Genomic DNA, 19,349 nt, shown 5'->3' on the forward strand with positions numbered 1-19,349 from the left:
CGCCTGAGAGTATGCCTGATCCGCACAAACCGTGCAGGGATCGTCCCGCCGCGCCGCCGTCTCAGCAGGCGGCCGCGCGCTCGGCGACGAGCCGCAGCAGCTGGTCCGGCGCAATCGGCCGCGCGATCAAGTACCCCTGCAGGCAGTGGCAGCCCATGCCGCCCAGGGCGGCCGCCTGCGCCGCCGTTTCGACCCCTTCGGCCACCACTTCCAGGCCCAGGCTGTGGCCCATGCCGACGATGGTGCTGACCAGGCTGCGGCTGCGCGCGTTGCGCTCGATGTCCATCACGAAGGAGCGGTCGATCTTGAGCGTGTCGATGCGAAAGCGGGTCAGGTAGCTGAGCGAGGAATAACCGGTGCCGAAGTCGTCGAGGGAAATCCGCACCCCCATCGCGCTCAACCGGCCCAGCACCGCCTGCGCGTTGACGCGGCCGTCGATCAGCACCCGCTCGGTCAGCTCCAGTTCCAGCTGGGGCGCCGCCAGCGCGTAGCGCGCCAGCACGCGCTCGACCAGGTCGATGAAGCCAGGGTCGGCCAGCTGGCGCGGCGAGACGTTCACACTGACGGCGATGTCGCCTGCCGCGCCGTTCCCCGCGCGCAGCTGGCGGCAGGCTTCATCGAGCACCCAGGCGCCCAGCTCGATGATCAGGTCGGTCTCCTCGGCGACGGGGATGAAGCGGTCGGGCGACACGATGCCCAGCGTGGGGCTGGTCCAGCGCAGCAGGGCCTCGACCTTTTTCAACTCGCCGCTGGTGGTATCGACGATGGGCTGGTACAGCACGTGCAGTTCGCCCTCCCTGATCGCGCGGCGCAGCGCCGCATCAATGGCCAGGGCATCCCTGGCGCTGGCGTTCATGGCGGGATCGAATACGCGCAGCATGCCGCGCCCGCTCTTCTTGACTTCATACATGGCCGTTTCGGCAGTATTGATCAGGGTTGCGGCATCCTCGCCGTGCTGCGGGCAGCAGGCCAGGCCGATGCTGGCCGACACCGTCACGGTCTGAAAATCGATCACCAGGCCGGCCCGCAAGGCCGCCAGCACGAGGGCGCCGCAGGCGCTGGCAAGATCGCCAATGACGCTGCCAGCGGGAGGGCGCAGGACGATGACGAATTTATCGCCGTTGAGGCGGGCCAGGCAGTCTTGCGGGCCCAGTTGTCCCCGCAAGACTTCACCCACCTGCCTGAGCAGTTGGTCGCCCACCGCGTGGCCGAAGCAGTCGTTGATGCGCTGGAAGCGGTCGAGGTCGATGAACAGCACGGCGTAATGGGCGACAGGCGCCTTCTCGATCGCCTGCAGCAGGCCGAAGCGGTTGAGCGCACCGGTCAGGCTGTCGTGGCGCGCCTGGTGGAACAGCTGTGCATCTTTCTTCTTGCGCTCGCTGACATCGATCAGCTGCAGGCTGAAGAAGCGCAGCCCCCCTTCGTCGAAGCGCGCGGCAATCACGTCGAGCGGCAGTTCGCTACCGTCCTTGCGGATCAACACCGTCTCCACCGGCGCGAGCACGCCGGCCGGCTCTCGCGGGCGGTCCAGCCAGTCCTGTACCAGCGCCGGCAGCGGCCCGTCGATCAGGTCCGACAGTAGCTGGCCGTGGAGCGCGGCCGGCGTGGCGTAGCCCAGCTTGGCAGCGCAGCGCTGGCTGGCCTCGACAACGCGAGCATCCCGGTCGACCACCAGCAGGGCACTGGCAAGGCTGTCGAGCTTGTGCGCATAGCGGCGCCGTATCTTTTCCTGTACCGCGCTGAGCACGCCTAACAAGGTCAGTGTCTTGACGGCGACCAGAAACAGCAGCCACGCGGTGAAATCGAGCGCCAACCACCCCAGTGCAGTGGACAGATTGAACAGGCCGCGAATGAGCAGCAGGCATCCCAACAGGCGATAGACGCTGCCTTGGCGCACCAACTGGAAGCCGGCCCACCCCATGGCCACACCGAGCGCGGCCGCGGTGGACTGCTCGATCGAGGACGGCCAGGCCAGCCAGCACAAGGTCAGCACCAGCCAGATCGCACCGGCAACGAGCGTGGCGGGCCGCCACGCGCTACGGCGCAGGCCGCCGAGAAAATACGCCGTTCCAGCCCACAGTGCGGTGACGGCGATGGTCAGTGCAAGGGCGGCAATGGGCGGTTTGAGCGGATGGTCCGGCACCGCGAACCACAGCAAGGCGGTGGACGACAGGCTCAGTTGGCTCACTGCCCAGAATAGGGCTTGCCACTCGCTGCGCTGCCGAAACCAGACCAGGGACAGCATGAAACACAAACTGACATCGACTGCAAGGGAAAACAGGAAGTAGGTTTCAGCGGTCGCGGGCATCGGCATTCAGACAATTGCTGGGGGAGTACCCAGGTGCGCGATACAGCATGATGCTGCCATCGCTATTAACAGACAAACATAGAGGTCCGAGTGTAGTCCACACCGGGGCAACAGTAAAACAATGCTTGTCAGTAACTGATAGTTATTAATGACGATATACCATTAGGAGCATTTGTGCTGACATCGGCCCATCCAACAACAAAAAAGGGGCCCGGCAGTGCCGGTCCCCTTTCTTTGGATGCTGCCACGCGCCTTCAGCGGCATGGCGCTCTCCGCCCCTTGGCTACTGGCGCTTAGTCCGCCTGCTTGCGCAGGAAAGCCGGAATATCGTAGGTCTCGACGCCATTGCGCTGCATTGCCTGGACCTGCTCGGAGGCCTGCTCGCGGCGCCATACGGCGGGCTGCTTCATGCCGTCGACGGCGGCGTGGCCGGCCGAGGCCGAGCCCATGGTGACGCCGGCCGACGCCGACAGGCCGCCGCCCGACGCCATCATCGGCTGCGCGCCGAGGCCGCCGTGGGTGCCGGTACGCAGCATCGGCTGCTGCACCAGCTGGATGGCTTTCTTGGCTTTGCCCAGGCCGGTGGCGACGACGGTGACGCGGATGTCGTCGCCCATCGCGTCGTCGTAGGCGATGCCCTGGGCGATCGAAGCATCAGGGGCGGCAAAGGCGCGCACGGCGGCCATGACTTCCTTGATTTCCTTGCCCTTCAGGCCGCGCGAGGCGGTGACGTTGACCAGCACGCCGCGCGCGCCGGACAGGTCGATCCCGTCGAGCAGCGGCGAGGCCACTGCCTGTTCGGCGGCGATGCGCGCACGGTCCACGCCGGAGGCGGTGGCGGTGCCCATCATGGCCTTGCCCTGCTCGCCCATGATGGTCTTGACGTCGTTGAAGTCGACGTTGATGTGACCGGGCACATTGATGATCTCGGCGATACCGGCAACGGCGTTGTTGAGCACATCGTCGGCGTGCTTCATCCAGTCGATCATGCTTTCGTCTTCGTAGATCTCTTCGAGCTTCTCATTGAGGATGATGATCAGCGAGTCGACGTGCTTGCTCAATTCGTCGAGGCCTTCCTCGGCGATGTCCATGCACTTCTGGCCTTCGTAGGAAAACGGCTTCGATACCACCGCCACCGTCAACGCACCCATCGCCTTGGCGATTTCGGCCACGATCGGGGCGGCGCCGGTGCCGGTGCCGCCGCCCATGCCGGCGGCGATGAAGACCATGTGCGCGCCGCGCAGCGAGTCTTCGATGCGCGCGCGCGAGTCTTCGGCGAGCTGGCGGCCGACCGACGGCTTCATGCCGGCGCCCAGGCCCGAGTCGCCGATCTGGATGATGTTGTGGGCGCTCGAAGCGGCCAGCGCCTGCGCGTCGGTGTTGGCGGCGATGAATTCGACGCCGCTCACGCCCTTGTTGATCATGTGCTGCACTGCGTTGCCGCCGGCGCCGCCGACGCCCACCACCTTGATGACGGTACCGATTGCTGCATTATCGACCATATCGAACTCCATGATGAAACTCCTAATCAAATTGCCGTTTCCAAGCGCCAGGACTCATGCTGTGGATGAAACCTGGGGGTTGAAAACCGCACCTGCGTTAATAAATAAAATGTGTGTGTGCTCTTGTGCTGCCACTGCCAAACCGTGCTGCCCTGCTGCTAACTTGTCCTGCAAAACCGTTTAAAAATTCCCTAAAAACCATTCTTTCATCCGCTGGAACACCGCTTTCACGGAGCCGTCCTGGCGCGTGACGATGTGCCCGCGCAGGTATTGTTTTTTCGCTTCCAGCAGCAGTCCCAGCACGGTCGCGTAACGGGGGCTGCGCACCACGTCGGCCAGCTGGCCGCGGTAGTCCGGGGTGCCCAGGCGCGCCGGCTTGAGGAAAATATCCTCGGCCATTTCGACCATGCCCGGCATGATCGCGGTGCCGCCCGTGAGCACGATGCCCGACGAGAGCACGCCCTCGTAACCGGAGTCGCGCACCACCTGGTGCACCATGGCGAACAGCTCTTCCACGCGCGGCTCGATGACGGCCGCCAGCGCCTGGCGCGACAGGGTGCGCGGACCGCGGTCGCCCAGGCCCGGCACTTCGAGCTGCTCGCCCGGATCGGCCAGCACCTGCTTGGCCACGCCGTAGCGGATCTTGATTTCTTCCGCTTCCGAGGTGGGCGTGCGCAAGGCCATGGCGATGTCGTTGGTGATCTGGTCGCCGGCGATGGGGATCACCGCCGTGTGGCGGATCGCGCCGTCGCTGAACACGGCGATGTCGGTGGTGCCGCCGCCGATGTCGATCAGCACCACGCCCAGTTCCTTCTCGTCGGGCGTGAGCACGGCGTCGGCCGAGGCCATCGGCTGCAGGATCAGGTCGGACACTTCCAGGCCGCAGCGGCGCACGCACTTGACGATGTTCTGCACCGCCGAGACGGCGCCGGTGACGATGTGCACGCGCACTTCAAGGCGGATGCCGCTCATGCCGATCGGTTCGCGCACGTCTTCCTGGCTGTCGACGATGAATTCCTGCGGCACCGTGTGCAGCAGCTGCTGGTCGGTGGGGATGTTGACCGCCTTGGCCGTCTCGATGACGCGGGCGACGTCGGTGGCGGTCACTTCCTTGTCCTTGATGGCCACCATGCCGCTCGAATTGAACGAGCGGATATGGCTGCCGGCGATGCCCGCGTAGACATTGCGGATCTTGCAGTCGGCCATCAGCTCGGCCTCTTCGAGCGCGCGCTGGATCGATTCGACGGTCGCCTCGATGTTCACGACCACGCCTTTTTTCAGGCCGCGCGACTCGTGCTGGCCCAGGCCGATCACCTCGTGGCGGCCATCGGACATCACTTCGGCGACCACCGCCACCACTTTCGAGGTGCCGATGTCGAGTCCGACGATGAGGTTTTTAGCGTCTTTTGTCATTTTTATGGCCTAGTGCTGGGTGCTTGCTTTGGTGTTGGGTTGGGTGGACGGGCTGGTTTTCCGGGCGACCGGCTTGGGCACGAGCTTGCCGTCCTTGGCGATTTTCAGGCCGCTGGCGGCCAGCGCCAGGCCGTTCTGGTAGCGCATGTCGATCGTTTCGATGTCCGGCACGCGCGCGGCCAGCTGCGGATAGATCTTCACCAGGCGCTGCACCCGCTCGCGCATGGTGTTGTGATCCTGTTCGCGCCCCAGCGCCACCTGCATGCCGTTGTCGAGCCTGACCGTCCAGGCGTAACGACTCGACAGACTGAGCGACTCGGGCGTCAGCTTGACGGGCGCGAACCAGGCGCGCAGCTGGCCGAACCGGGCCAGCACATCTTTTTCGCTGCCTTCGGGACCATCGAACGCGGGCAGCGCGTGGTCCTCGTCGGCTTCGGCCAGGTTGGCGGTAAACACGTCGCCCTTGACTGACAGCAGGCGGCCGTCCTCGCCCCAGGTACCGAGCGGCTCGTGCTCTTCGATCGACACGATCAGCTGGTCGGGCCACTCGCGGCGCACGGTGGCGCGGCGCACCCACGGCACCGATTCGAACGCGGTGCGGACCTGCTCGAGGTTGGTGGTGAAAAAATTGCCCTTGAATTTGCCGATCACGCCGGCGCGCAAGGTCAGTTCGTTCACCCGTTTGAGTTCAATGTCGTACATGCTCTCGACGCGCACGCTGCGCAGGGTGAACATGGGCCGCTGCGACACCCACCACACGCCTGATGCGACGCACGCGAGCACCACCATGGCCAGCAGGCCATTGGCGCTTGCATTGAGGGCGCGGACGTCTTGCCACATGATTATTGGCCCTGCCCTTGCTGCAGTTTCAGACGGGCGCCGGCCAGGATCTCCAGGCACAGGTCCTCGTAGCTGATGCCCAGCGCGCGCGCGGCCATCGGCACGAGCGAATGGCCGGTCATGCCGGGCGAGGTATTCGCCTCGATCAGGAAGGGCTGCTGGTCCGCTTCGCGCAGCATGAAATCGATGCGCCCCCAGCCTTCGCAACCGAGCGCGCGATACGCCGCCAGCGCCAGGCGCTGCATGTGCGCGCCCAGTGCGGCGTCCAGCGCGGCCGGGCAAAAATACTGCACGTCGTCCGTAAAATACTTGTTCTGGTAATCGTAGTTGCCCTGCGGGGCGACGATTTCGCAGATCGGCAGCGCGCGCGCGCCGCTGCCGGCGCCCAGGATGGCGACGGTAAATTCGCGCCCCGTGATGAACTGCTCGGCCAGCACGACGTCGTCGAAGCGGGCGGCCAGGTCGACCGCCGCCTGGAAGGCGTCGGCCTGTTCGACCTTGGTGATGCCGATGGTCGAGCCCTCGTGGGGCGGCTTGACGATCAGCGGCAGGCCCAGTTGCGCCAGCACGGGCGCCAGTTCGGCGCCCGCCTCGATCTCGGCGTAGGTCGGGGTCGGCAAACCTTTTTGCAGCCACATCATCTTGGTGGCGATCTTGTCCATCGCGATGGCGCTGGCCATGACCCCGCTGCCGGTGTAGGCGATGCCCATCTGTTCGAGGGCGCCCTGCAGGCTGCCGTCTTCGCCGAAGCGCCCGTGCAGGGCGATGAAGACGCGGTCGTAGCCTTCGCCGGCCAGTTCGGCCAGGCTGCGCAGGCCTGTGTCGAAGGGGTGGGCGTCGACCCCGCGGCTACGCAGCGCCGCCAGCACGCCGGCGCCGGACATCAGCGAGATGTCGCGCTCGGCCGAGCGGCCGCCGAACAGCACGCCGACCTTGCCCAGCGCGCCCACATCGATCGTCGATACAGTGTTCATGCTCATCCTTTCGCAGCGGTCAGTTTGGCGGGCACGCCGGAAATCGAGCCGGCGCCCATGGTGATGACGACGTCGCCGTCGCGCACCACGTTGAGGATCGCCGCCGGCATGTCGGCAATGGCTTCGACGAAGATCGGCTCGATCTTGCCGCCCACGCGCAGGGCGCGTGCCAGCGCGCGGCCATCGGCGGCGGCCACCGGCGCTTCGCCGGCCGCATACACGTCGGCCAGCAGCAGCACGTCCGGCGTCGACAGCACCTTGACGAAATCCTCGAACAGGTCGCGGGTGCGCGAGAAGCGGTGCGGCTGGAAGGCCAGCACCAGCCGGCGCCCCGGGTAGGCGCCGCGCGCGGCCGCAAGCGTCACTTCCGTTTCGATCGGGTGGTGGCCGAAATCGTCGACCAGGGTGAAACTGCCGCCGCCGGCGGCCGCATCAATGGCGATATCGCCGTAGCGCGTGAAGCGGCGGCCGACGCCGTTGAACCCTTCCAGGCCGCGCTGGGTGGCGGCGTCGTCGATGCCGATCTCGCGCGCGATGGCAATCGCCGAGCAGGCGTTCTGCACATTGTGCATGCCGGGCTGGTTGAGGATGAAATCGGTGTCAGGGTAGCCGTCCTGGATCACGCTGAAATGCATGGTCAGGCCGACCGCCCGGGCGTTGACCGCGCGCACCTGCGCCAGCGGCGAGAAGCCGTAGGTGGTCACCGGCTTGGTCACGTGCGGGATGATCGCGCGCACGTGCTCGTCGTCGATGCACAGCATGGCGCGGCCGTAGAACGGCAGGCGGTGGGTGAAGTGGACGAACGCCATTTTCAATTTCTCGAAATCGTGCTCGTAGGTTTCCATGTGATCGGCGTCGATATTGGTGATCACTTCGATCATCGGCGCCAGGTTCAGGAACGAGGCGTCCGATTCGTCCGCCTCGACGACGATGTAGTCGCCCGTGCCCAGTTTGGCGTTGGCGCCGGCGCTGGTGAGGCGCCCGCCGATGACGAAGGTGGGATCGACGCCGCCTTCGGCCAGCACCGACGCGACCAGGCTGGTGGTGGTGGTCTTGCCGTGCGTGCCGGCGATGGCGATGCCCCGCTTCAGGCGCATCAATTCGCCCAGCATGATGGCGCGCGGGACGATCGGGATCATGGCGGCGCGGGCGGCCACCACTTCCGGATTTTGCTCGTTCACCGCCGTCGAGGTGACGACGACATCGGCGCCGGCCACGTTGGCGGCGTCGTGGCCCACCTTGACGCAGGCGCCCAGGCTTTCCAGGCGCAGGCTGGCGGCATTGCTGCCCAGGTCCGAACCGGACACCTGGTAGCCCAGGTTGAGCAGCACTTCGGCGATGCCGCTCATGCCGCTGCCGCCGATGCCGACGAAATGGATGTTCTTGATCTTGTGCTTCATGGTGCGCTCATCTTTTCTAAAATATCTGCAATCGCCGCGTTGGCGTCGCGCCGGCCCACCGCAAACGCGGCGTTGGCCATGGCACGGCAGTCTTCGCGCGTGGTCTCGGCCAGCATGGCGCCCAGCCGGGCCGCCGTCAGCTCGCCTTGCGGCAGGTGAACGGCGGCGCCCTGGCTGGCCATCCACTGGGCGTTGTTGCGCTGGTGGCTGGTGGTGGCGGCGACAAACGGGATCAATATGCTGGCCACGCCGGCCGCCGTCAGTTCCGACACGGTAATCGCGCCGGCGCGGCAGATGACCAGGTCGGCGTGCGCGTAGGCGCTGGCCATGTCGTCGATAAAATCGACCACGGTCGCGTCCACGCCGTTGTCGGCGTAGGCCTGGCGCAGCGCGTCGATGTTCTTCTTGCCCGACTGGTGCGTCACCACGGGGCGCAGCGCCGCGTCGATGGTCGCCAGCGCGGCCGGCACGGCGTCGTTGAGCACCTTCGCGCCCAGGCTGCCGCCCACCACCAGGATGCGCAGCGCGCCGCTGCGGCCAAGGAAACGCTGATCGGCCGGCGCCATGTCGAGGATCGCCTGGCGCACCGGGTTGCCGGTGACGACGGCCTTGCCGGCGGCGCGGCCGAAGTCGGCCGGGAAGCCGAACAGCACGCGCTGGGCCAGCGGCGTCAGGGTTTTGTTCGACAGCAGCAGCGCGGCGTCGGCATTGACCAGGGCCAGCGGAATGCCGCGCAGGCGCGCCATCAGGCCGCCCGGCACGCATACATAGCCGCCCATGCCCAGCACCACATCGGGCCGGCGCCGCGCCAGCAGGCGCAGGCAGGTGGCAAAGCTGGCGCTCAGTTTGAAGGCGCCCGACAGGGTATGCCGCAAGCCCTTGCCGCGCATGCCCGTAAAGTCGATGGCGTCGATGGCGATGCCCGCTTTCGGCACCAGGTCCTGTTCCATGCCGGTGGTGGTGCCCAGCCAGCTCACTTCCCAGCCGCGCGCCTCCATCGTGTGGGCGATGGCGATGCCGGGGAAGATGTGGCCGCCGGTGCCGGCGGCCATGATCATCAGGCGCTTCATGGGCGGCCTCCCCGCATCAGGACGCGGTTTTCGTAGTCGATGCGCAGCAGGATCGCCAGGCCGATGCAGTTGATGAAGACGCCGGTGCCGCCGTAGCTCATCAGCGGCAAGGTCAGGCCCTTGGTCGGCAGCAGGCCCAGGTTCACGCCCATGTTGATGAAGCACTGCACGCCGATCCAGATGCCGATGCCCTTGGCGGCCAGGCCGGCGAAGGTCTGGTCGATGGCGATGGCCTGGCGGCCGATGTCGAAGGCGCGCTTGACCATCCAGTAAAACAAGGCGATCGTCACCAGCACCCCGGCCAGGCCCAGCTCCTCGCCGATCACGGCGAGCAGAAAGTCGGTGTGCGCTTCCGGCAGGTAGTGCAGTTTTTCCACGCTGCCGCCCAGGCCCACGCCGAACAGTTCGCCGCGGCCGAAGGCGATCAGCGAATGGGTCAGCTGGTAGGCCTTGTTGAGGGCATTGTCTTCCTGCCACGGATCGAGGTAGGCGAACATGCGCGCACGGCGGAACGGCGAGAGCGCGATGATGGTGCTGAAAATGACCACCAGCAGCGCACCGATACCGCCGAACCAGACGGCGTTGATGCCGCCCAAGAACAGGATGCCCATGGCGATGCAGACGATCACGCCGAAGGCGCCCAGGTCCGGCTCGAGCAGCAGCAGCAGGCCGACCAGGCCGATCGCGCCGGCCATCGGCAGGAAGCCCTTGGTCAGCTGGTGCATGTATTCCTGTTTGCGCACCGTGTAGTCGGCGGCGTACAGCACGGCGACCACTTTCATCATTTCGGACGGCTGCGGCTTGAAGATGATCAGGTTGATCCAGCGCTTGCCGCCGTTGACGGTCACGCCCAGGCCCGGCACGAACACCATCGCCAGCATGATCAGGGTGGCGCCGAACAGCCATGGCGCCGCCTTCTGCCAGGTCTCGACGCGGATGCGGAAGGCGAACAGGCCGGCCACCAGCGAGACGCCGATGTAAATGGCCTGGCGCTGCACAAAATAGGTGTTCTTGTAGGCGGCGAACTTGGGCGAGTCGGGCAGCGAGATCGACGCCGAGTACACCATCACCATCCCGAACAGCATCAAGAGCAGGGTCACCCAGACCAGCGGCTGGTCGTATTCCATCATCTTGGAAGGCCGGCCGCGGCCGGCGCTGAGGGCGTTCGAGGACGCGCCGCCGAATTTGAAGGGGAACTGGAAGGCCATCAGAGTTCCTGTCCCTGGTCGAGCGCCAGCTGGCGCACGGCGTCGATGAACACCTGCGCGCGGTGGGCGTAGCTGGTGAACATGTCGAGGCTGGCGCAGGCGGGCGAGAGCAGCACGCAGTCGCCCGAGCGGGCCAGCGCCGCCGCGCGCAATACAGCCTCGGGCAGGTTGCGGCAGTCGACGATATCGATCGCGGCCGGCTCGAAGGCGGCGCGCAGCTTGGGCGCGTCGCGGCCGATCAGCACCACCGCGCGCACGTAGCGCGCGGCCGGCTCGGCCAGCGGCGAAAAATCCTGGCCCTTGCCGTCGCCGCCGGCGATCAGCACGATTTTCTGGTCCTGCCCGCCGAACGCCTTGCCCAGGCCGCTCAGGGCGGCCACGGTGGCGCCCACGTTGGTGCCCTTGCTGTCGTCGTAGTACTCGACGCCGCCGATGCTGGTGAGCAGTTCGACCCGGTGCGGCTCGCCCTTGTATTCGCGCAGACCGTGCAGCAGGGGCGCCAGCGGCAGGCCGATGGCGCGGCACAGGGCCAGCGCGGCGAGCGCATTGGTGGCGTTGTGCAGGCCGCGGATGTGCAGCGCGTCGGCCGGCATCAGGCGCGTCACCACCACCTCGACCGGCTCGGCGACATCGCGCTTGCGCTTCTTTTCGATCTCTTCGCCGGCGCTGGCGTGCGCCAGCCACAGCACGCCGCGCTCGCTGACCAGGCCGAAGTTGCCCGCCGCCGTGGGCGCGGCGGCGCCGAACAGCACGGTGTCGGAGCCGGCCGCGGTGAGCGCCATGTCGAACACCAGCGGGTCGTCGCGATTGAGCACGCGCACCGTGTGGGCGCCGAAAATGCGCGCCTTGTCGGCGCCGTAGCTGGCCATGTCGCCGTGCCAGTCGAGGTGGTCCTGGGTCAGGTTGAGCACGGTGGCGGCGTCCGCCTGCAAGCTGAAGGTGGCGTGCAGCTGAAAGCTCGACAGCTCGAGCACCCACGCTTGCGGCAGGCTGTCCTGCTCTACGCAGTCGAGCAGGACGTCGAGGGCGGCCGGGCTGATATTGCCGGCCAGGTGCACGCTCAGGCCGGCGCGCTGGCACAGCAGGCCGGTCAGGCTGGTGACGGTGGTCTTGCCGTTGGTGCCGGTGATGGCGATGATCTTCGGCGCGTAACCCTGGTCCGCCTTCAACATGGCCAGGCCCTGGGCGAACAGCTCGATTTCACCCCACACGGGGATGGCGCGCGCGGCCGCTGCCGGCACGATGGTGCGCAGTTCGCGTTGCGGCGCCAGCCCGGGGCTGAGGGTGACGAAGTCGACGCCGGCCAGCAGCGCATCGGTAAATTCGCCGCAAATGAATTCGACGCCCGGCAGCGCCACCCGCAAGGCCTGCAGGCGCTGCGGTTCGGTGCGGGTATCGGCCACGCGCACGCTGGCGCCGCAGTGCGCCAGCCATTTGGCCATGGCCAGGCCCGACTCGCCCAGTCCGAGGACCAGGGCGTGCTTGCCGGCGTAGATGGCGCGGGAGTGGGTCATCAGCGCAGCTTCAGCGACGACAGGCCGACCAGCACCAGCATCATGGTGACGATCCAGAAGCGCACCACGACCTTGGTCTCCTTCATGCCCAGCTGTTCGAAATGGTGGTGCAGGGGCGCCATCCGGAACACCCGGCGGCCGACACCGTAGCGCTTCTTGGTGAACTTGAACCAGGTCACCTGGATGATCACGGACAGCGTTTCGGCGACGAACACGCCGCCCATGATGAACAGGACGATTTCCTGGCGCACGATGACGGCGATGGTGCCGAGCGCGCCGCCCAGCGCCAGCGCGCCGACGTCGCCCATGAACATCTGCGCCGGGTGCGCGTTAAACCACAGGAAGGCCAGTCCGGCGCCGGCCATCGCGCCGCAGAAGATCAGCAGTTCGCCCGCGCCCGGGATATGCGGCAGGAACAGGTAGCGCGAATAGGTCGACGAACCGGTCAGGTAGGCGAACAGGCCGAGCGCGGCGCCCACCATCACGGTGGGCATGATGGCCAGGCCATCGAGGCCGTCGGTAAAATTGACGGCGTTACTGGCGCCGACGATGACGCAGTACGTGAGCGCGATGAAGCCCCACACGCCCAGCGGATAGCTGATGGTTTTCACGAACGGCACGATCAGGTCGGCCTTGGGCGGCAGCGACATGGCAAAGCCCGAGCGCACCCACGCGTAAAACAGCTCCCACACCTTGGCCGGGGTGGGCGCCGACACCGAGAAGGCCAGGTACAGGGCGGCGGCGATGCCGATCAGCGACATCCAGAAGTATTTTTCGGCCGAGCGCATGCCCTCGGGATCCTTGTAGACCACCTTGCGGTAGTCGTCGGCCCAGCCGACGGCGCCGAAGCCCAGCGTCACCACCAGCACCGGCCAGATCAGGCGGTTCGACAGGTCGCACCACAGCAGGGTCGAGACGCCGATGGAAATGAGGATCAGCACACCGCCCATGGTGGGCGTGCCGTGCTTGGCCAGGTGGCTTTCGGGGCCGTAGGTGCGCACCGCCTGGCCCACTTTCATGCGGGTGAGCCAGTTGATCACGGCCGGGCCGGCGCCCAGGCCGATGACGACCGCCGTGATGGTGGCGAACACCGCGCGGAAGGTGATGAAATTGAAAATTCGCAGCGGACCGAGGTCCTGTTGAAAAAATTGTGCGAGCCAGAGCAGCATATTAGTGGGCTTCCTTGTTGTGTGTTCCAGTCAGGTGTTGAACCACGCGTTCCATCTTCATGAAACGCGAGCCCTTCACCAACACAGTCGCGTCAGATTTACTGCCCAGTGCTGTATCCAGTGCTGCCAATAACTCGTCAAACTGTTCAAAATGTTGCAGGTGTGCGCCGGCCATGTGACGGGTCAGTTCACCCGTCACCAGCACGTGTTCGATGCCGGCTGCCGCCGCGCAGGCGGCGATTTCTTCGTGAAACTGGCGACCCTGCGTGCCCACTTCGCCCATGTCGCCCAGCACCAGGATGCGCGGGGCCGGCGCTTGCGCGAGCACGTCGATGGCGGCGCGCACGGAGTCGGGGTTGGCGTTGTAGCTGTCGTCGATCACGCTGATGCCGTTCACGCCGGCCTTGCGCTGCAGGCGCCCGCTCACGGGCGCAAACGCCTGCAGGCCGGCGACGATGGCCGCTTGCGGCACGCCGGCGGCGAAGGCGCAGGCGATCGCCGCCAGCGCGTTGCGCACATTGTGCAGGCCGGCCGCGGCCAGCGTGACGGTGAAAGCGCAGGGGGCGCCGTCGTCGATGCGCGCGCGCACCGCCAGTTCGCTGCCGAAGGCGCCGGCGGTCCAGGCGCAGCTGACATCGGCGGCCTCGCTCAGGCCAAAGGTGATGCTGCGGCGCTCGCCGGCCAGGCTGGCCCACAGCGGCGTGTAGACATCGTCGGCCGGATAGACCGCCGCACCCGAGGCCGGCAAGGCCGCCAGCACGGCGCCGTTTTCACGCGCCACCGCTTCGACCGTGTGCATGAATTCCTGGTGCTCGCGCTGGGCGTTGTTGACCATGGCGACGGTGGGCGCGGCGATCGCCGCCAGCCGGGCGATTTCGCCGGGGTGGTTCATGCCCATCTCGATGACGGCGGCGCGGTGCGCGGGGGCCAGCTGCATCAGGGTCAGCGGTACGCCGATTTCATTGTTCAGGTTGCCGCGGGTGGCCAGCCGTCCCGCCTCGCCATAGGCGGCGGCGAGGATGGCGGCGATCATTTCCTTGACCGTCGTCTTGCCGTTGCTGCCGGTGACGCCGATGACGGGAATGGCAAACTGCGTGCGCCAGTAATGGCCCAGCTGGCCCAGCGCGGTGAGGGTATTGGGCACGATCAGGGCCGGCAGGGTCCAGCCGGCCGGCAGCTGCTCGGCGACGACAGCGGCGGCCAGCGGCGCGCCGTCCTGCCCGGCCAGGGTGGGCAGGAAGCTGTGGGCGTCGAAGGTCTCGCCGCGCAGGGCCACGAACAACTGGGCCGGCGCGAGCGCACGGCTGTCGGTGGAGACGCCGTCGAACGGGGCGTTGATGGTCATGCGCGCGCCCGGCATGTGGGCGACCAGCTGGGCCAGGGTGGCGTGCATCAATGGGTCCTCATCATGGTGGCGCGCGCGGCCAGCGCCAGCGCGGCGTGGTCGGCGTCCGAAAAAGCCATCTTGCGGCCCTTGATTTCCTGGTACGGCTCGTGGCCTTTGCCGGCCAGCAGGATCACGTCCGCCTTGGCGGCGTGCTTGATGGCCGACAGGATGGCGGCGGCGCGGTCTTCGATCGCTTGCGTGGTGGTGCCGGCGCGCGCGCCGTCCATGCCGGCGATGATGGCAGCGATGATCGCGTTCGGCTCTTCGCTGCGGGGATTGTCGCTGGTGACGAGCACGTGCTCGGCCACTTGTGCGATGGCGCCCATCTGCGGCCGCTTGCCGGGATCGCGGTCGCCGCCGCAGCCGAACACGCACCACAGTTCGCCGCCGCGCTCGTGCGCGACCTGCTTGAGCGCGCCCAGGGTTTTTTCCAGCGCGTCCGGGGTGTGGGCGTAGTCGATCACCACCATCGGCGCGTCCTGCCCGCCCACCTGCTGCATGCGGCCCGGCGCCGGGGTCAGCGCTTCGAGCGCGTCGATGGCGGCGCGCAGCGGCACGCCGCGCACCAGCAGCGTGGCCAGCACCGCCAGCGCATTGCTGATGTTGAAGTGCCCCACCAGCGCGCTCTTGACGGTGGCGCCGCCGGCGGGCGTGTCGACATGAAAATCGGTGCCGGCGTTGCGGCTGCGGCATTGGGAGGCGCGCAGCATGGCCACGCCGTCGAGGTCGGCCAGGGCGGCGCCGTCCTGCAGGGTGTAGCCCGTCACCGCCACCTGCGGGTGGCGCGCGCGCAGGTGAGCGACCAGGCGCAGGCCCGCCGCATCGTCGAGGTTGACCACGGCGGTGTGCAGGCCGGGCCACTCGAACAGGCGCGTCTTGGCCGCTTCGTAGGCGACCATGTCGCCATGAAAATCGAGGTGGTCGCGCGTCAGGTTGGTAAATACGGCGACGTCGAAATGCATGCCCAGGGCGCGCTCCTGCACCAGGCCGATCGACGACACTTCGATGGCCAGCGCGGTGGCGCCGGCCGCGCGCAGTCCGGCCAGGTGTTCGGCCAGCAGCACCGCGTCCGGCGTGGTGTAGCCGGTGACGTCAAAGTGCGGCGCGGCGCGGCCCTTGAACAGGCCCACGCCCAGGGTGCCGATGACGGCGGCCGTCTCGCCCACCCGCGCCAGCGCCTGGCCCAGCCAGACGGCGATCGAGGTCTTGCCGTTGGTGCCGGTCACGCCCACGCTGAACATGGCGCGGTCGGGCTGGCCGTGGCGGGCGTGGGCGATCAGGCCGGCCTGGGCTTTCAGGTGTTCGACCGCCAGGCGCGGCACGGCCCAGTCTTCGTTCCAGTCGAAACCGCGCGGATCGTACAGCACGGCGGCGGCGCCCTGCGCAATGGCGGCGCCGATGAAGGCGCGGCCGTCGCCGCTGTCGCCGGGATAGGCAAAGAACACGTCGCCTTCGCGCACGCGGCGCGAGTCCGAGGCCAACTGGCCGCGCGGGGCGCTTTGCACGATCCAGTCGCTGATGTCGATGGGCGTCATGGTCTCATTCCTCCAACGGGTTTTCAGCGTGGATGATCTCGGTGACGGTCGAGTCGGGCGGCACATTGGCCGCGCGCAGGGCGTTGGCGGCCAGCGCGGCGAAGGTGGGCGCGGCCACGCCGCCGCCGGTGTGAATGGCGCCGGACGGATCGTCGACCATGACGGCGATGATGAAGCGGGGATTCGACATCGGTGCGATGCCGGCGAACGAGCCGACGTAGCGCGTGTTGGAGTAGTGGCCGTTGATGAGCTTCTGGGCAGTGCCGGTCTTGCCGCCCACGCGGTAGCCGGGCACCTGCGCCTGCGTCGCGGTGCCGCCCGGCAGCACCACGGTTTCCAGCATGGCGCGCATTTCGGCGGCTGTCCTGGCCGAGATGACCTGCTGGCCGAGCGGCTTTTCCGTCACCTTCTGGAACGACAGGGGGATGATGTCGCCGTCACGGGCGAAGATCATGTAGGAGCGGGCCAGCTGCAGCAGCGACACCGAGATGCCGTGGCCGAAGGACATATTGGCCTGCTCGATGGGGCGCCACGATTTGTAGGGCCGCACGCGGCCGGCGACGGCGCCGGGAAAGCCGAAGCGGGGCGCCTGGCCGAAGCCGGACTTGGTAAACATCTCCCACATTTCCTGCGGCGGCATGGCCAGCGCCATTTTCGACACGCCGATGTTGGACGACTTCTGGATGATGGTGGAGACGTCGATCATGCCGTGCGCGTGGGTGTCGCGGATGGTCTTGTCGCCCACCACGTAGCGGCCCGACAGCGTGGTGTCGAACATGGTCGTCGGCCGCACCCGGTTGGTGTCGAGCGCCAGCGCCACCGTAAACGGCTTCAGGGTCGAACCGGGCTCGAAGGTGTCGGTGATGACGCGGTTGCGCAACTGCTCGCCGGTCAGTTTGCTGCGGTCGTTCGGGTTGTAGGTGGGCCAGTTGGCCAGCGCCAGCACTTCGCCCGTGTGCACGTCGAGCACCACCGCGGCGCCCGCCTTGGCGTGGAATTTTTCGACCGCTTCCTTGATGCTGGTAAACGCGATGTACTGCAACTTGCTGTCGATCGACAAGGTCAGGTCCTTGCCGTCGTGCGGCTCCTTCGACAGGCCGACGTCCTCGACGATGTGGCCGAGGCGGTCCTTGATGACCTTGCGGCTGCCGACGGTGCCCACCAGGGTCTTTTGCTGGGCCAGTTCCATGCTTTCCTGGCCGACGTCCTCGACGCTGGTGAAGCCCACCATGTGGGTCATCACTTCGCCCTGCGGATAGAAGCGCTTGTATTCCTTGCGCGTGTCGATGCCGTCGATATCGAGCTTCTTGATCTGGTCGATGACGTCCATCTCCACCTGCCGCTTGAGGTAGACGAAGGTACGGTCGGAGTCGAGTTTTTTACGCAGCTCCGCTTCGCTCATCTCGAGCAGCTTGGCCAGCTGGCGCAGTTTGTCGGCCGGCTCGGCCAGCACGTCGTCGGGAATCGCCCACACCGCCTTGACGGGGACCGACGAGGCCAGCACCTGGCCGTTGCGGTCCATGATCTTGCCGCGGGTGGCGGGCAGCTCGAGGGTGCGCTCGTAGCGGTTGGCGCCCTGCTTTTGCAGGAACTGCGTCGACACCGCCTGCAGCCACAGCGCGCGCCCGGCCAGTGTGGCGAAGGCGGCGAACAGCACGAACAGCACCACGCGCGAGCGCCAGGTGGGCAGGCGCACGGCCAGCAGGGGGCTGGTGGAAAACTTCACACCTTTCGAGGCCGCCACGCGCGCGCCGCTCTTGCTCTCGCCGGCCCGCTTCATTTGGCCCCTTCCGTGAGGTACTGGGTGCGCGCGGGGGTCAGCGGTGTCATGTTCAGATCGGTGCGGGCGATCTGCTCGATGCGGGCGTTCTTGCCCAGCGTCGACTGGTCCAGCTGCAGCTGGGCCCAGTCGATGTCGAGCTGGCGCGCCTGCTGCTGCAGCGCTTCGAGGTCGATGAACAGGTGGCGCGCGATGTACTGGGCCTTGACGACCGACAGCGCGCACAGCACCAGCACGGCCAGCAGCACGAGATTGAACTTGCTGCTCATGCGCCGCCCTTGCCCGCTTTGGGCGCCTGCGCCGGCAGCCGTTCGGCCACCCGCAGCACGGCCGAGCGCGAGCGGGGGTTGGCCGCCACTTCGCTCTCGGGCGGCTTGGTCTTGAGGATCAGCTTCATCAGGGGCTGCGGCAGGTCGACGGCGCGGATCGGCAGGCGGCGGTCGGGTTGCTCGACCTTGACCTTGGCAGCGAAGAACTGCTTGACGATGCGGTCTTCCAGCGAGTGAAAGCTGATCACCGACATGCGCGCGCCTGGCGCGAGCATGGCGTAGGCGGCGCTCAGCCCTGCCGCGAGGTCTTCAAGTTCCTGATTGATGAAAATCCGGATAGCCTGAAAGGTGCGGGTGGCCGGATCCTTGCCCTTTTCCCGAGTCTTGACCGCGCCTGCCACGATTGCGGCAAGCTGTCGTGTGCTTGAAATTGGTTCGACTGCCCTGCGAGCAACAATCGCCTTTGCAATCTGAAAAGCAAACCGTTCTTCTCCATATTCTCGTATCACCTTTTCAATTTTTTGTTCGGTCTCGTGGGCCAGCCAGTCGGCGGCAGAGACGCCGCGGGTGGTGTCCATGCGCATGTCGAGGGGGCCATCGTTGCGGAAGGAAAAGCCGCGGGCGGCGTCGTCCACCTGGGGCGAGGAAATGCCCAGGTCCAGCAGGATGCCGTCCACCTGGGTCAGGCCCAGCTCGGCCAGCGCCGTCTGCATGGTGGCAAAACTGTCGTGGACGATGGAGAAACGGGGGTCGTCGATCTGCCTGGCGGTGGCGATCGCCTGCAAGTCCTTGTCGAAGCCGATCAGGCGGCCGTGCGGCCCCAGGCGCGACAGGATCAGGCGGCTGTGGCCGCCACGACCGAAGGTGCCATCTATATAGGTACCGTTGGCGCGCGCGCCGGCCAGGTCGAGCGCGTCGACCGCTTCGTCCAGCAACACTGTCAGGTGCTTGTATTCAGGCACCATTGCATCAGTCATTGC

At 66.9% G+C, this 19,349-nt stretch carries 15 protein-coding genes; all 15 read right to left on the reverse strand.

Going from position 1 to position 19,349, the window contains the following annotated elements; genetic code table 11:
* Nucleotides 1-61: 61 nt before the first annotated feature.
* Nucleotides 62-2,308: a putative bifunctional diguanylate cyclase/phosphodiesterase gene (locus tag ACP7EY_RS17125; RefSeq protein WP_426195694.1), complete on the reverse strand. Its 2,247-nt coding sequence runs from the start codon at nt 2,306-2,308 to the stop codon at nt 62-64.
* Nucleotides 2,309-2,601: 293 nt separating this feature from the next.
* Nucleotides 2,602-3,822, reverse strand: a complete 1,221-nt coding sequence (ftsZ, locus tag ACP7EY_RS17130; protein ID WP_426195696.1) for a cell division protein FtsZ — start codon at nt 3,820-3,822, stop codon at nt 2,602-2,604.
* A 168-nt stretch (nt 3,823-3,990) separates the two neighbouring features.
* Nucleotides 3,991-5,223, reverse strand: a complete 1,233-nt coding sequence (gene ftsA, locus ACP7EY_RS17135; protein WP_426195697.1) for a cell division protein FtsA — start codon at nt 5,221-5,223, stop codon at nt 3,991-3,993.
* 9 nt (nt 5,224-5,232) lie between these two features.
* The gene (locus tag ACP7EY_RS17140; protein ID WP_426195699.1) at nt 5,233-6,063 is read right to left on the reverse strand and encodes a cell division protein FtsQ/DivIB; all 831 of its coding nucleotides are present in this window, start codon (nt 6,061-6,063) and stop codon (nt 5,233-5,235) included.
* Nucleotides 6,064-6,065: 2 nt separating this feature from the next.
* Nucleotides 6,066-7,037: a D-alanine--D-alanine ligase gene (locus ACP7EY_RS17145; protein ID WP_426195701.1), complete on the reverse strand. Its 972-nt coding sequence runs from the start codon at nt 7,035-7,037 to the stop codon at nt 6,066-6,068.
* Nucleotides 7,038-7,039: 2 nt separating this feature from the next.
* Nucleotides 7,040-8,437, reverse strand: a complete 1,398-nt coding sequence (murC, locus tag ACP7EY_RS17150; protein WP_426195703.1) for a UDP-N-acetylmuramate--L-alanine ligase — start codon at nt 8,435-8,437, stop codon at nt 7,040-7,042.
* Entirely contained in the window at nt 8,434-9,507 is a 1,074-nt protein-coding gene (murG, locus tag ACP7EY_RS17155) for an undecaprenyldiphospho-muramoylpentapeptide beta-N-acetylglucosaminyltransferase (RefSeq protein ID WP_426195705.1), read from the reverse strand. Before murG ends, murC begins: the two co-directional genes overlap by 4 nt.
* Nucleotides 9,504-10,715 carry a putative lipid II flippase FtsW gene (gene ftsW, locus ACP7EY_RS17160; RefSeq protein ID WP_426195707.1) on the reverse strand — a complete coding sequence of 404 codons (1,212 nt, stop codon included), beginning with the start codon at nt 10,713-10,715 and terminating at the stop codon, nt 9,504-9,506. The genes murG and ftsW overlap by 4 nt, the downstream gene beginning before the upstream one ends.
* Nucleotides 10,715-12,229 (reverse strand): UDP-N-acetylmuramoyl-L-alanine--D-glutamate ligase, encoded by a 1,515-nt coding sequence (gene murD, locus ACP7EY_RS17165; RefSeq protein WP_426195709.1) that lies wholly within the window; start codon nt 12,227-12,229, stop codon nt 10,715-10,717. The genes ftsW and murD overlap by 1 nt, the downstream gene beginning before the upstream one ends.
* Nucleotides 12,229-13,398, reverse strand: a complete 1,170-nt coding sequence (gene mraY, locus ACP7EY_RS17170; RefSeq protein WP_426195711.1) for a phospho-N-acetylmuramoyl-pentapeptide-transferase — start codon at nt 13,396-13,398, stop codon at nt 12,229-12,231. Before mraY ends, murD begins: the two co-directional genes overlap by 1 nt.
* A 1-nt stretch (nt 13,399) precedes the next feature.
* Complete coding sequence (locus tag ACP7EY_RS17175) at nt 13,400-14,791, reverse strand: UDP-N-acetylmuramoyl-tripeptide--D-alanyl-D-alanine ligase (RefSeq protein WP_426195713.1); 1,392 nt, start codon at nt 14,789-14,791, stop codon at nt 13,400-13,402.
* On the reverse strand, nt 14,791-16,320 hold the full coding sequence (locus ACP7EY_RS17180) for a UDP-N-acetylmuramoyl-L-alanyl-D-glutamate--2,6-diaminopimelate ligase (protein ID WP_426195714.1): 1,530 nt from the start codon (nt 16,318-16,320) through the stop codon (nt 14,791-14,793). Before ACP7EY_RS17180 ends, ACP7EY_RS17175 begins: the two co-directional genes overlap by 1 nt.
* A 4-nt stretch (nt 16,321-16,324) precedes the next feature.
* Complete coding sequence (locus ACP7EY_RS17185) at nt 16,325-18,100, reverse strand: peptidoglycan D,D-transpeptidase FtsI family protein (RefSeq protein WP_426195716.1); 1,776 nt, start codon at nt 18,098-18,100, stop codon at nt 16,325-16,327.
* Complete coding sequence (ftsL, locus tag ACP7EY_RS17190) at nt 18,097-18,369, reverse strand: cell division protein FtsL (RefSeq protein WP_426195718.1); 273 nt, start codon at nt 18,367-18,369, stop codon at nt 18,097-18,099. The genes ACP7EY_RS17185 and ftsL overlap by 4 nt, the downstream gene beginning before the upstream one ends.
* Entirely contained in the window at nt 18,366-19,346 is a 981-nt protein-coding gene (gene rsmH, locus ACP7EY_RS17195) for a 16S rRNA (cytosine(1402)-N(4))-methyltransferase RsmH (protein WP_426195720.1), read from the reverse strand. Before rsmH ends, ftsL begins: the two co-directional genes overlap by 4 nt.
* Nucleotides 19,347-19,349: the final 3 nt, after the last annotated feature.

This window comes from Massilia sp. DWR3-1-1 (genome assembly GCF_049898325.1).
In the GTDB taxonomy this organism is placed as follows: domain Bacteria; phylum Pseudomonadota; class Gammaproteobacteria; order Burkholderiales; family Burkholderiaceae_D; genus JAFCUW01.

What these genes read in the sequence shown, in the direction of transcription:
- ACP7EY_RS17125 (WP_426195694.1), bottom strand. Translation starts at nt 2,308, where the DNA reads ATGCCCGCGACCGCTGAAACCTACTTCCTGTTTTCCCTTGCAGTCGAT.
- ftsZ (WP_426195696.1), bottom strand. Translation starts at nt 3,822, where the DNA reads ATGGAGTTCGATATGGTCGATAATGCAGCAATCGGTACCGTCATCAAG.
- ftsA (WP_426195697.1), bottom strand. Translation starts at nt 5,223, where the DNA reads ATGACAAAAGACGCTAAAAACCTCATCGTCGGACTCGACATCGGCACC.
- ACP7EY_RS17140 (WP_426195699.1), bottom strand. Translation starts at nt 6,063, where the DNA reads ATGTGGCAAGACGTCCGCGCCCTCAATGCAAGCGCCAATGGCCTGCTG.
- ACP7EY_RS17145 (WP_426195701.1), bottom strand. Translation starts at nt 7,037, where the DNA reads ATGAACACTGTATCGACGATCGATGTGGGCGCGCTGGGCAAGGTCGGC.
- murC (WP_426195703.1), bottom strand. Translation starts at nt 8,437, where the DNA reads ATGAAGCACAAGATCAAGAACATCCATTTCGTCGGCATCGGCGGCAGC.
- murG (WP_426195705.1), bottom strand. Translation starts at nt 9,507, where the DNA reads ATGAAGCGCCTGATGATCATGGCCGCCGGCACCGGCGGCCACATCTTC.
- ftsW (WP_426195707.1), bottom strand. Translation starts at nt 10,715, where the DNA reads ATGGCCTTCCAGTTCCCCTTCAAATTCGGCGGCGCGTCCTCGAACGCC.
- murD (WP_426195709.1), bottom strand. Translation starts at nt 12,229, where the DNA reads ATGACCCACTCCCGCGCCATCTACGCCGGCAAGCACGCCCTGGTCCTC.
- mraY (WP_426195711.1), bottom strand. Translation starts at nt 13,398, where the DNA reads ATGCTGCTCTGGCTCGCACAATTTTTTCAACAGGACCTCGGTCCGCTG.
- ACP7EY_RS17175 (WP_426195713.1), bottom strand. Translation starts at nt 14,791, where the DNA reads ATGCACGCCACCCTGGCCCAGCTGGTCGCCCACATGCCGGGCGCGCGC.
- ACP7EY_RS17180 (WP_426195714.1), bottom strand. Translation starts at nt 16,320, where the DNA reads ATGACGCCCATCGACATCAGCGACTGGATCGTGCAAAGCGCCCCGCGC.
- ACP7EY_RS17185 (WP_426195716.1), bottom strand. Translation starts at nt 18,100, where the DNA reads ATGAAGCGGGCCGGCGAGAGCAAGAGCGGCGCGCGCGTGGCGGCCTCG.
- ftsL (WP_426195718.1), bottom strand. Translation starts at nt 18,369, where the DNA reads ATGAGCAGCAAGTTCAATCTCGTGCTGCTGGCCGTGCTGGTGCTGTGC.
- rsmH (WP_426195720.1), bottom strand. Translation starts at nt 19,346, where the DNA reads ATGACTGATGCAATGGTGCCTGAATACAAGCACCTGACAGTGTTGCTG.